Source organism: Chitinophaga sp. S165 (assembly GCF_003182155.1).
In the GTDB taxonomy this organism is placed as follows: domain Bacteria; phylum Bacteroidota; class Bacteroidia; order Chitinophagales; family Chitinophagaceae; genus Chitinophaga.
The window spans coordinates 386,495-399,789 of sequence record NZ_QGTG01000002.1; the positions used below are offsets into that span (position 1 = coordinate 386,495).

General features: G+C 45.8%; 9 protein-coding genes. 4 read left to right on the forward strand and 5 right to left on the reverse strand.

Annotation, left to right across the window (positions count from 1 at the left end):
* Positions 1-42 precede the first annotated feature (42 nt).
* Entirely contained in the window at positions 43-846 is an 804-nt protein-coding gene (locus C7475_RS09720; RefSeq protein WP_110053168.1) for an alpha/beta fold hydrolase, read from the reverse strand.
* Positions 847-918: 72 nt separating this feature from the next.
* Between C7475_RS09720 and C7475_RS09725 the strand changes: the two genes are divergently transcribed.
* Positions 919-2,712, forward strand: a complete 1,794-nt coding sequence (locus tag C7475_RS09725) for an acyl-CoA dehydrogenase family protein (RefSeq protein ID WP_110053169.1) — start codon at positions 919-921, stop codon at positions 2,710-2,712.
* A gap of 85 nt (positions 2,713-2,797) precedes the next feature.
* On the forward strand, positions 2,798-4,534 hold the full coding sequence (locus C7475_RS09730) for an N-acetylmuramoyl-L-alanine amidase (RefSeq protein ID WP_110053170.1): 1,737 nt from the start codon (positions 2,798-2,800) through the stop codon (positions 4,532-4,534).
* Positions 4,535-4,602: 68 nt separating this feature from the next.
* Here the strand turns inward: C7475_RS09730 and C7475_RS09735 are convergent, their stop codons facing one another.
* From C7475_RS09735 to C7475_RS09745, 3 genes are all read right to left on the reverse strand, one after another.
* The gene (locus tag C7475_RS09735) at positions 4,603-5,655 is read right to left on the reverse strand and encodes a phytase (RefSeq protein WP_110054025.1); all 1,053 of its coding nucleotides are present in this window, start codon (positions 5,653-5,655) and stop codon (positions 4,603-4,605) included.
* Between the two features lie 48 nt (positions 5,656-5,703).
* Complete coding sequence (locus tag C7475_RS09740) at positions 5,704-8,520, reverse strand: TonB-dependent receptor (protein WP_110053171.1); 2,817 nt, start codon at positions 8,518-8,520, stop codon at positions 5,704-5,706.
* A 583-nt stretch (positions 8,521-9,103) separates the two neighbouring features.
* Positions 9,104-10,741 carry a tetratricopeptide repeat protein gene (locus C7475_RS09745; protein ID WP_110053172.1) on the reverse strand — a complete coding sequence of 546 codons (1,638 nt, stop codon included), beginning with the start codon at positions 10,739-10,741 and terminating at the stop codon, positions 9,104-9,106.
* 291 nt (positions 10,742-11,032) lie between these two features.
* Between C7475_RS09745 and C7475_RS09750 the strand changes: the two genes are divergently transcribed.
* Both C7475_RS09750 and C7475_RS09755 read left to right on the forward strand, forming a co-directional pair.
* A complete protein-coding gene (locus C7475_RS09750; RefSeq protein WP_110053173.1) occupies positions 11,033-11,386 on the forward strand; it encodes a carboxymuconolactone decarboxylase family protein in 354 nt (117 codons plus the stop codon).
* Between the two features lie 114 nt (positions 11,387-11,500).
* The gene (locus tag C7475_RS09755) at positions 11,501-12,535 is read left to right on the forward strand and encodes a 2-oxoacid:ferredoxin oxidoreductase subunit beta (protein ID WP_110053174.1); all 1,035 of its coding nucleotides are present in this window, start codon (positions 11,501-11,503) and stop codon (positions 12,533-12,535) included.
* A gap of 77 nt (positions 12,536-12,612) precedes the next feature.
* Here the strand turns inward: C7475_RS09755 and C7475_RS09760 are convergent, their stop codons facing one another.
* Complete coding sequence (locus tag C7475_RS09760; protein WP_110053175.1) at positions 12,613-13,251, reverse strand: LysE family translocator; 639 nt, start codon at positions 13,249-13,251, stop codon at positions 12,613-12,615.
* Between the last annotated feature and the right edge of the window lie 44 nt (positions 13,252-13,295).

Genomic DNA, 13,295 nt, shown 5'->3' on the forward strand with positions numbered 1-13,295 from the left:
CGGCCACATACCTGCAGATAATTGTATGTTGTTGTTAATTAGTTAAAAACTATGGTCCCTGATCGCTTCCGCCGCTTCATCTCCGATCAGGTGATGTCCCTTTTCCATTACCAGCATATCGCAGGGAAATGTACCGTCCATAAAACGCATACCCAGCACAGGAGGTATTACGCGGTCATATTTTCCGAACAACATCAATGTCTGGACCTGATATTGTTTCAGCAGCTGTTTGCAACGTTTCCTGTCGGGCATCATTTTACCCATACAGGTCCATACGAAATATACTCTTTCTCGTTTTTCGAGTGTATTCATACTGTTGAAAGTAAACTTGTGCAGCCCTTTACTGATAAAACGCAGTCCTTTCCATGTATGCAGTAGTCCGAAGAACAATTCCGGATGGTAGGTGCAGTATTTGAACAACTTATTGCCCGTGCGCGTCTGTGTGGCGAACATATGCCAGGAATTGTCTTTGAGTCCGTCGGGCGCCAGCAGGAATAAACGATCGATCTTTTCAGCCAGCAACTGCACGACACACAAAGATACCCTTCCCCCCATACTATAGCCCATCAGGGAAAAGGTAGAGAACCCGTAATGCTGCAGAATGAGTAATACTACTGCTTTCAGATCTTCCATTTCAAACGGCCGCTCTTCATGCCATTCTGTAAGTCCATGCAGGGGCATATCCAACGCCACAATCGTAAAATGCTTTCCCAGTGTGTATTGCAGTCTGTCGAAACTTCCGGCATTCTCTCCAAAACCGTGCAAACAGATAAGCAGTTCCTCTCCTGTTCCACTGCTGACGGCATGGAAACGGCTTTTCCGATATGGGAAAAAGAAGGAAGACATGACACAAATGTATCAACTTTTGCCGTTTGGCCTAAACTAAGTAAATTACAATAAGACCAAAAAAAATTCAGGATGGACGCTACAGTTGATAATAAGCACGCCTTAAAGGGCGTCGAATTCCTCGTTAAAGAAACCCCTGCCAACGAAGTCTTTACACCCGAAGATTTCAATGAAGAGCAACGTATGATCAGAGAAATGGCGGAGCAGTTTGTAACCAAAGAAGTTTCTCCGGTACTAGACCGCATTGACAAACTGGAAGAAGGCCTGATGCCCTCGCTGCTGGACAAAGCGGGCGAACTGGGGCTGCTCGGCGCTGCCTTTCCGGAAGAATACGGCGGACTGGGAAAAGATTTCGTTACCGCAACCCTGATCAACGAAGCGCTCGGCGCAGGCCATTCCTTCTCTGTTGCCATGGCCGCCCACACCGGTATCGGTTCCTTACCTATCCTGTACTTCGGTACAGAAGCCCAGAAACAGAAATACATCCCATCCCTGGCCAGCGGACAAATGAAGGGCGCCTATGCCCTGACAGAACCCAACTCAGGTTCAGACGCACTGAGCGCCAAAACCACCGCAAAGCTGTCTGCCGACGGTAAACATTACCTGCTGAACGGACAGAAATGCTGGATCACAAACTCTGGTTTTGCTGATGTATTCACTGTATTCGCCAAAATTGACGGCGAACAATTCACTGCATTCATCGTAGATAAAGATACTCCCGGTTTCACGCTGGGCATTGAAGAACATAAAATGGGGATCAAAGGATCTTCCACCCGGCAGATCTATTTCCAGGATGCGAAAGTACCCGTGGAAAATGTGCTGGGAGAGATCGGCAAAGGTCACCTCATTGCCTTCAATATCCTGAATATCGGCAGGCTGAAACTGTGCGCTGCCGCTATTGGCGCTGCCAAGAACGTGGCTACCATCACCGTACAGTATGCCAATACCCGTGAACAATTCAAACAACCTATCGCTAACTTCGGCGCTATCAAACATAAACTGGGTGAAATGGTGATCCGGAACTGGGTATGTGAATCAGCCCTGTACCGCACCGCTCAGCTCATTGACGAGAAAGAGAAAGAACTGATCGCAGCAGGTAAACCATTTGCTGAAGCCCTGCTGGGCGCTGCAGAAGAATATGCTGTAGAATGCGCCATCCTGAAAGTGAATGGCTCTGAGGCACTCGATTTCGCCGTGGATGAGGGTGTACAGATCCATGGCGGTAATGGCTTCAGTGATGAATATGTGATCTCCAAAGCATACCGCGACAGCCGCATCAATCGCATCTTCGAAGGTACTAACGAGATCAACCGCCTCCTGGCCCTGGACATGACACTGAAACGTGCATTGAAAGGCCGGCTGGACCTCATGAACCCTGCCATGAACGTCATGAAAGAGCTCATGAGCATTCCTGATTTCGGCAGCGAGGATGAAACACCATTCAGCGCAGAGAAAAAAGCGATCGCCAACTTCAAAAAAGCGATCCTCCTGGTAGCAGGTGGTGCAGTGCAGAAACTGATGCAGGAACTGCAGAATGAACAGGAAATACTGATGAACATTGCTGACATGGCCATCGAGACATTCACTGCTGAAAGTGCATTGTTGCGTCTTCTGAAAAGAACAGAACTGGAGGGAGAAAGTGCCAATGCTATCCAGGCTGATATTGTCCGTACTTATATCAACGATACTGCCGACCGTATCAACAAGTATGCAAAAGACGCGATCAATTCATTCGCCAGCGGCGATGAACAACGTATGATGTTACTTGGTATTAAACGCTTTACAAAAACAGTTCCTTTTAACACCAGAGATGCACGCAGACGTATAGCCGATAAACTGATCGCAGAAAATAAATACGCCTGGTAGAACTTACCATCGCAATTTTTCAATATTTTCGAGTGCCATCCGTAAGAGCGGGTGGCATTTTTTTTGATTACTTTGTCGTGGGACTATGAGGAGATTCGCATTACTACTACTGATACAAACAGCATATACAGGTCTACAACTGCATGCACAGACATTCCTGAAAATGGTACAACCACTCAGGACAGAGATCAATACCAGCAGCGCAAGGCAATATATATCCGGCCGCACGTGTGTAGGCTGTAAGGTACTATTGAACAATGACAGCATTTACGTATATCCAAACGGTGTGTTCGCTTTAAAGCGCGATCTCAAACCAGGGAAAACAACATTGGTACTTTCTTCTATAGATAGCACCGGAAAATTCGTATCACGCACTTACCATTGCTATTATAATCCTCCGCCGCCTTTACGGGTAACGCCATCGTTCCGTATAGACTATGTAACGATATCGCCTAAAACAAACACCACGCTGTCTGCAGGAGATACCTTACGTGTACGTATGAAAGGCTATCCCGGCGGAAATGCCAGCTGGTTTAACGGTACGCCCATACCGGAACTGCCGGCCGCACAAACGAGCGGGATCGCCGGTTTCTACCAGGGTTATTATGTACTGACAGAAGCAGATTCTTTACTGGACGGCAAGATCAATGTATCCCTGAAGTATAAAGGACAGACAGCGGTACTACCCGGCACCTTCCGTTATACCTTTCAACGCAATACACAACTGACAGCCCGCACCATTGACGACCAGACCTACCTGACCATCTCTCCTGACGGGGACAGATTAGGACCTGAGAAAATGGGATACCTTGACAGGGACGTGCTACTGCATATTACCGGCAGGGAAGGCAGTCACTACAGGGTAAAACTCAGCAACAGCCAATCGGCCTATATTCCGGAAAGCCTTGTAGATACGACGACAGTTGCAGAACCGGCCCCTCAAAGCATCGTAAATGAAGCCAGGGTCTGGAGTGATAAACAATTCGACTACATCTCTGTCGGACTGGCCGACAAACTGCCCTATCTCTCTACACAGGAGGTCAATCCCGGCAAGATCATCGTAGACATCCACGGTGCTATTTCAGAACCAGGTTTTCTGCCGGCAACGCAAAGCACAGGAGAGATCAGCCGGATAGACTGGCAGCAAACAGCTCCCGACGTATTCAGGATAGCTATCTCCCTTGCACATAAGCAGCCGTGGGGATATAAAGTCTTCTATGCCGACAGTAACAGGCTGACCATCCGCATCAAACACCAGCCGGCCAGCTTGCAGCTGAAAGACCTGACTATCGCAGTAGATGCAGGACATGGAGGAGGTAATGTCGGTGCGGCAGGCGCTATGGGTGTAGCTGAAAAACAACTGACCCTGAACCTGGCGATGTTGGTGAAAGTAGCCCTGGAGGAAGAGGGCGCCCACGTCATTACCACACGTGTCAGCGATGTGTTTGTCGATAACCAGGCCCGCCTCTATAATTATCGTCAGCTGGACCCGGACCTCTTACTGAGCATTCACATGAACTCATCTGTGAACCCGGTAGATGTGAAAGGTACCGCCAATTATTATAAATACCCTTTCTGCGAACCTTTGAACCGGTATCTTCATAACCGGCTACTGGAAACGGGACTGGCCGATTTTAAGAACAACGCCAACTTCAACTTCATCCTCAATATGCCGACAGAAATGCCGACAGCTCTTATTGAGACGCTCTTCCTCAGTTATCCGGAAGATGAAATAAAGATACTGGACGAAAATTTCCGGCTGTTACTGGCAGATAAGATCGTTCAGGGACTTAAAGATTTCCTCCAGGATGCAGGGAAATAAAATCCATGCAAAAATAGAAACGCCGTCTCTGTATTGAGACGGCGTTTTCTGTTTATTCCCCTTGTCTGTTATCTCTTCTCTATCTTCCCGGCTATTTCTTCCCATGAGTAATAATGGAATACTTTGCCATTACTCATTGCTACAAATAATCCTTTTGAGAACTTGTTTCCCAGCGGTACAGCTGTCACATCCGAACCATCGCTTTCAAGCGTAGATACAGGCACTTCAGCAATAAGCGTATGTTCATTTGCATGTCCATTATCGCCTTCCCTTCTATACACCATAAAAGAATTATTCTGTTGATTGGATACCAGTAAATAACCTGTGGAATCTGTAGTGGGATAGATAGAAATACCTTCATGATCTGAAACAAATCCTTCCTTTGCAAACAACGTCAGCTCTCTGTTATCCCACTTTGAAGGATCGGCGAGGTACTTACGTACGCCAACTGTTTCATCGGAATAGTAGATATATCCCAGTTGATTATCCACCGCAATAGCTTCTATTTCTTTCTTCGCGCTATATGCACCGAACTTACGAACAAGACGGCCTTTCACAATACCACCTTCATCAACCAGGCGGTATTGCCAAAGGTAACCCTCTGCAGGCCCGCTTTTACGTCCTACAACAGCAAAGATGGCTGCATCTGCAGGACGTGTATACAAAGCAACTCCCATAGGTGCTCTTTCTTTTTCACTTTCAAACACTGGAATACCTCCGTTGTCAAGCGGCGTAAGGTCAGGAAGGCGAAACACACGAATTGAATTTGTTTCACGCTCTGTCAGTACCGCAATATCTACAGGCTGACCATTCAATTTAAATCCATAAGCGATATCAACATTGTTCGGGCGTTTTAATCCCAATACCTTATTCACGATCTTTCCTTCGAGATCAAAGGCATACAATCCACCATCACTGTTTTTGTCCGTACCTATAACAAGACTTTTCAGTGTGTCTGCTTTATTGATCCAGATGGCAGGATCGTCTGTATCGTGTCCTGTTTCCTGTGTAACGATAACAGGTTTCAGTCCATCCTGCCTTACAACGGTCTTCGCTGAATTTGCCTGACAGGCAGCAAGCAACACAAGACCACTTAAAGGCGCTAATATATTTTTAAACATGTACTTATCCTTTTTTATAAACAACATATTACAATACCGGCTATCCGATTACAGGTCGAACTTCAGACCAAAGTTATACCTCGGACGATAGTATTCTGCCTGCATAGTTCTGGAAGAAATACCCTGATAATAACGCAGCGGCTGGTTAGTCAGATTATTTGCTTCACCGAATACCCTTAAGCTTTTTGTCAGCTTAAACGAAGCATTCAGGTCAAGGAAGAATTGTTTATCATAAAAGCGATCATCGAAATCATCACCACCCAGTTCATCCAGGTAAGATGCAGTATAGTTACCGGATAATCTTGCAGTGAAACGTTTGCTTTCATAAGAAAGAGACGCGTTGAACATATGCGGTGCTGTTCCCGGCAAAGTTACGTCAGTACGTTTATCGCCGTCAGCATTGTAAATACCATCCGCTTTAGACTTGGTGTAAGTATAGTTTACATACACGCCAAAACCTTTCAGGAAACCTGGCAGAAAATCCAGCTGACGTTGTAAGGCTACTTCAAATCCATATACCTTCACATTGTCGCCATTACGTGCCTGTTTGTAAGTCCACTCTTCACCTGCAGGGATAGGATTAGTAGATACGTCTTTATAATCTGCTGCAAATTTCTCAGTAGTATAAGCATTGTCTCTATAAGTATAGATAAAGTCGCTGATGCTTTTATAGAAAACACCGCCAGACAGGATACCTACAGATTTAAAATACTGCTCTGCCATCAGGTCGAAGTTCAGCGCACGTGCTGCCTTCAGGTCAGGGTTACCAGCACTCAGTTCAGCATCGTCAGCTATGCTGCTTACATACGGAGCGATATCATAGTAATTAGGACGAGCAATAGAGGTTGTAGCTGCAGCACGCAGTACCAGGTCACTATTCACATTGTACTTAAATGTGATACCCGGTAATACGTTAGTATAGCTGTTCTCCACCTTACGCATTCCTTCCAGTTCTTCTTCTTCAGCAACAATGTTGCCTTCGTAATTAATGTGTGTATTCTCAATGCGCACACCTGCTATCACTGACAATTTCTTGGTCAGGTCCTGGTCCCAACGGATGTAGCCTGCTGTGATCCTTTCCTTTGCATTGAAGTTAACGGCGAGGTACTCTGCCGGGTTATCACTCTTTTCAAATTTGCTTGCATCATCCAGTTGCTGAGCACCCAGGAAAGTATTGATCACGAAAGTACCCGGATTATATTTTTCGCCAGGCTGATAACCTTTGCCATTGATCTTGATATTGGAGACCTCTGCCAGGTTACCGAATTCTGTTGTTGGTTCGTATTCGAAGAAGTTGTTCAACCGCTCTTTATCTTTCAGACGCAGTCTGCCACCTACGCGCAGACGGCCTTTCTGGTTAGGTACCACGCTGAAAGGGAAACGCAGGTTCAGTTTGAAACCTAATTCATTCTCGCGGGTATGATCATTATTCTCAGTCAGTGATTTAAAACTAAAATCCTGGTCGGTCAATGTATTGGCAGTCACCAGCGGGAAACGTGGATCTGACAGTTCCAGGTTCACCGGTCCATCGTCAGCCCTGAATTCTATATAACGCTCATGTGGTCTGTTTTCGCTGGCAGTGGAAAAACTTGCACCCCAGTCCAGGTCTACTTTACTACCTAACAGGTGCTCACCACGCAGGGAGTAGTTCTGTACACGCTGATCTTCCAGTCTGCGGTTCTTGTTACGGCTATTGTCAATGCCTCCTTTCGTTTCGCGACGTACGGAACCAACATAACCTGTAATAGCATCATTGTCGTCATATTCAGGTTCAATATCCGTCAGGCGCAGGCGATAACGGTTTTCCCTGTCGTCGCGCCAGTTGTACATGGCATTTGCATAAATGGTATTCTTTGCATTGATCTTATAGTCCAATGCAGCAGATGCACTTCTGCGGATACGCTGAACATTATATTTACGCACCTCTGATTCTGCTGTATAGATATTTCCGAAATCGTCTTTCGCCCAGGTAGCCTCCATATCATCAGAACCGTAATCATTATTATTATAAGAAGCGCTCAATACAGCACCCAGTTTACTGTCGAAGAAGCGGTTGGCGAGTACCAGGCTACCGGTATATAATGCTTTATTACGGATAGGGTTCACACCTCCGGACAGCATAGCGGACACGCGGGGACCATTAGGCGCCGCACGCGTTACCAGATTTACTGAGCCACCTATAGCGTCGGCATCCATATCCGGCGTCAGGGTTTTGTTAACCTCGATGGTCTGCACCATATCGGAAGGGATAAGGTCCATTTGTACGCGACGGTTATCACCTTCTGCAGAAGGGATACGGTCACCGTTCAGCGACACTGAGTTCAGTTCAGGCGCCAGACCGCGGATAATAATGTTACGGGCCTCCCCCTGGTCATTCTGCATGGTGATACCTGGAATACGTTTGATCGCGTCACCGACGTTCGCATCAGGGAAACGGCCGATCTGGTCAGCGGATACGATATTGGTAATATTAGGATTATTCCGCTGCTGGTTCAGCGCTTTGGCTTGTCCGCGGATGCGGTCTCCCACAACCAGTACTTCCTTACCGGCAATACCACCGGCTTCCATTTTCAGTTTCAGGTCAGTTGCTTTACCTACGGCAACGATCACTTCCTGGCTAAAGGTCTGGTAACCGATGTAAGTTACTTCCAGGGTGTAGGTACCGGCAGGTACACTAAGGAATTCGAATTTACCCTGTTGATTGGAGACAGTGTAATGATTGCCCGGTTTTAATTTAAGTGTTGCACCAGGCAGGGACAGTTGCTGATTTTTGTCGATGATGTTACCGGTCACCAGTCCGGTTGTCTGCCCGAAGCATATGATGCTCAGGAAGGAAAAGAAAAAGGTGAATAGAAGTTTCTGCATATTGGTAGAGAGTTAATCCGTTACTTCAGCAAAGGTGCATTTGACAGTTGCGGAAGTCAAATTAGTGGGGTATACAAAAAGGATACACCGTTACAGCGGGCGTATACAACAAGGCAACAGACGAAACAAAATGCAGTTAATCATTTGATTATCAATATCTATTAGCGTAACAAAACGCCGGTTAAGAAAATATTACCGTAACATTAAGGGAATGTTAAGCCCTTGCGCCCTCAATTCATGGCAACCACTTTACCTGTCTCCCAGTCCGATCCTGCTGCACGTTTCAGGTAGCACAAAATGGGCTGTACCTGTTCGGTTGGATTTCTATTTTGCGTTATCAAGCGTATGTCGAACAGCTAAGGCCCATTTTTGTGCTCCTGAAAGGGTGCCTGTTCGGCTCTCCCAATTATTGCATGACGGCTGCATTTCTTGTCCCTGTTTGCGATTTGTAACGCAATATTTATTTACTGACTTAGTCAAGCTCTTAGTTGACATAGTCATTTTTATCACATATCTAATAATGTGTCAATTAGTTAAGTACTTCTGGTAACAGAGAGCCGTATAAATGCTACCCGACATGAACTCACAAACTCTGAATGAAAGCTGTCAGGCTCTCGCCTTGTTGAAGATTGAGTTTCTTGCGTAGTCTGTACCTCACCACGCGCAAACTATCCTGGGAAATGCCTAGCAGGGTAGCTATATCATTAGACTCCATGTTCATTTTCAGGAGTGCTACTAAACGGAGGTCATTAGATGTGAGTGTGTCACAATACTTCTTGAGGTTATCGAAGAAAGCCTGATGCACCTGTTCAAAAATGTTGCGAAAGTCGACCCAATACTGGTCGTGATTAAAACTATGGTTGATCTGTGAGAGGAGTTGCTTCAGCTGCTTCTTCTGATCACGCTTGTCGTCCTTTACCATTTCATCGAGCCTTGCTCTTAACTCCTCCAGCAACTGGTTCTTCTGAATAATATGTAATGTATGTGTGGTGAGCTCGCGGGAACGGACCTCCAATTCTTCTTTTAACTTTCCCTCCTGTAGTTGCTTGTTTTGCAAAGCGGCCTCCATCAGTTCCTTTTCTGTTTCGAAGATCTGACGGTGCTGCATCCGGAGGATCTGCTCATTACGCAACTTGAGGCGCTGGCGGCTGATGATCAGAATGCCCATTGCAACTAAAAGCAGGATCACGACAATGATTGCAGCAGTAATGATGCGGGTAGTCTTACGAACGTTCTGTAACCGGTCTATTTCGTTGTTTTTCTTTTCAATGTCGTAAACGGTCTGTAATAAAGCCACCTGTTTGCTGTTCTCGTCAGAATATGTTCTCAGCAGGTATTGACGGCTTAGTTCCAGGTAATAGAATGCGCTGTCATTAGCGCCGGCAAGATGATGTGCTTTGGCCAGGTCCCGGTATGCACCACTCAGTTGCCGTTGTTCATGGAGGTCAAGTGCGAGTAGTAAAGCGTTACGGGTCTGGAATAGCGCTTCTGTATAATGACCTGTCTTTCTCAGTACATCGCCCAGGTTGTTGAGGATCTCAATACGTGCGATTTTCTCTCCTCCCTGCATGTTAAGGTCCAGTGCTCTGCTAAAATAGTAGGAGGCTGAGTCGTATCTGGCAAGGTCTTCATAAATACTGCCGATATTCTCATAGATCTTGGACATGCCCTTTTTATCGTCCACGAGGAGATAAGCGTTCAGTGCACGGCGCTGGTATAGGAAAGCACTATCGTAATGTTGTTGTTTTTCATACAGGTGGCCGATCTTACCGTAGGTTACTGCAACTCCGGCATTATTGTTCAGCTGGTGATAAATAGCGAGCGCTTCTTCATATTGCCGGCGGGATAGCTCCGGCTGTTTGTTATAATAGTACAACATCCCGATATCGTTCAGGTTACTGGCCAGCTGCTGATGATCTCCTTCTTTACGGAATATGTCGCCGGCCTGTAGCAGGTAGTCCAATGCTTGAGGAAAATGCCCCAGGTGAAAGCAGATCTGTCCCATCTGCACCAGGCATGTGGCGGCAGCCATGGGGTCCTTTTTCTCTATTGCCCGGTTGTAGGCATCTTTTAAAGCCAGGAAAGTGGAGTCCGGCCTTATCTGCTCATATTCATCCTGATCGGACAGCTGTAGTTTAGGAAGGTTGTCGTTTTGCGCAAACAGACTACCGGATAGCAGCCCACTTAAAAATAACAGTAAAAGGAAACGCATCACAAACATAATCAACAGGTAAAGCGCAAAGGAACGGCTTTAATGTTATCTTATTATTAAGCCCGGTAGCCAATTTCAACAACCTGGACAGGCTACCGCATGGTCAATGACCTTGCAATTCTTATCACTTCTTGTTATGAGCAATAACCTATGGTTATTCCATAGCATCTAACTAATTAATTTTCAGCATATAAACATTTTAACACTTTTGTTACTCCGGGGCATAGTCTACTGATCAAGTAGATTGATTTATATTTGGGAATCGTTTCATAGCTTTAAGGTGTGTAAACAAACAATAAAATGGCAGACGAGATAAAAGCTTTCAATGATTACCGGGCCAAAATGAACGAGGTAATCCTGGGTAAACAGAATAAAGTCATTAACCGTTTATTTAATCTTGATACCAACACTTATGCGGAGGGCGCATTAAGTACCAAAGTGAAGGAAATGCTGGGATTGGTGTCTTCGATGGTGCTCCGCTGTGACGACTGTATCAAATATCACCTGGGAAAATGCCACGAGCAGGGCATTACCACGGAAGAAATGTATGAGATCTTTGCCGTAGCCAACATTGTTGGCGGTACTATAGTGATACCACACACCAGAAGAGCAGCCGAATATTGGGAGGCCCTGCTGCAGGAAGGACAGGCTTAATCAGGATCAGGCTAAAGGGAACAATTTGAAGTATTCCTTATTGCGTAAACTGCATAGGACAAACAATTCGTAACTTTGCCAACCGTTTTTCACTTTTTTCTTTAAAATATTCAAATGTCAACAGCTACTATAGCTCCGCAGGCGTTAACGGCGAAGGATTTTGCAACAGACCAGGAAGTACGCTGGTGTCCGGGTTGCGGAGATTATTCGATCTTAAAACAAGTACAAACTATCATGCCCGGTCTGGGCATTCCAAAGGAAAATATCGTAATCGTATCCGGTATCGGCTGCTCTTCGCGTTTTCCTTACTATATGAACACATATGGTATGCACTCCATCCATGGCCGTGCTACCGCTATTGCCTCCGGATTAAAAGCCGTACGTCCTGAACTTAGTGTTTGGGTTGTAACGGGCGACGGTGACGGTCTTTCCATTGGTGGTAACCATACCATCCACTTGCTGCGCCGTAACTTCGATATCAATGTGATGCTGTTCAATAACCAGATCTATGGTTTGACGAAAGGCCAGTACTCTCCTACTTCAGAAGAGAACAAAGTGACCAAGTCCACTCCTTTCGGCAGCATTGACCATCCTTTCAATCCGCTGGCGCTGGCATTAGGTGCAGACGCGACCTTCATAGCCCGCAGTATGGACCGTGATCCAAAACATCTGCAGGAACTGCTGAAACGCAGCCATGCACATAAAGGCGCTTCCTTCCTGGAAATATACCAGAACTGTAACATCTTTAATGATGGTGCATTCGAGATCTTTACCGAGAAAGGCAGCAAAATGGAAGAGACCCTGTTCGTAGAACAAGGCCAGCCACTGGTATTTGGCGCACAGAAGAATAAAGGTATCCGCCTGGACGGTTTAAGACCTGTAGTAGTGGAACTGGGTGGAGAATACAGTGCTGACGATCTCTGGATCCATGATGAGAAAGACTTTTACAAGGCACAGCTCCTGACCCGTATGTTTGACGATCCTCGTATAGAAGGCCACCTGCCACGTCCTTTCGGCGTGTTCTACCAGGCCTTCCGTCCTACTTACGAAGATCAGTTGAACGCCCAGGTAGAAGGCGCTCTTTCCCAGAAAGGTCCTGGCGATCTTGACAAACTGCTGGCAGGAAGAGAAACCTGGACTATCAAATAAGCAATTTACCACCACCAATAAAAAGAAAAAGCCATTCGCAATGAATGGCTTTTCTTTTTATAATATTCTTTCGCTTCTTAGTGTGTAATGGCTCCCGGATCAAAAAGCACCTTGTACAACAGAATCACACCAAACAGTATCAGGCTTCCGCCTGCGATCTTATTCAGCCATACCACATTACTCAGGGTCAGCTTATGCCTGATCTTATCAGCTACAAATACTTTCAAAATATCTGTAGATAATACCCAGATCAAAGCAGTAGTATACATCATGATACGGTGACCCACTGTAGTAGAACTGGAAGATACACAAACACCTAACCAGAAGATGATAACACCAGGGTTCAGCGTATTCATCAGGAAGCCGGCCAGCCAGATCTTCAAATAGTCGTGGGTACGGAACATTTCCGGCCGTTCATCACCTGTACTGATCATTACCTTCTTAAAGAACAGTCCGTATATACCCATGCAAATGAGCATAATACCACCGATGATACCTATGTATTTTTTATATTCTTCAAGGCCGGTAATGAACGAAGTCGCCAGATTACCTGTTAATACAAAAAATATATCACTGAAAGATACTCCTAAAGCAAAGCATACGCCTGCCTTGAATCCATTGTTGATGCTGTATTTTATGATGGCGAAGATAACGGGACCTACAGAAATAGATAAAAATAAGCCCAACGCCATACCCTGTGCCAGTGCTGATATCATGCGCTACAAAATTCCATTACCGTTACTGCTACGGCTATCTTTTA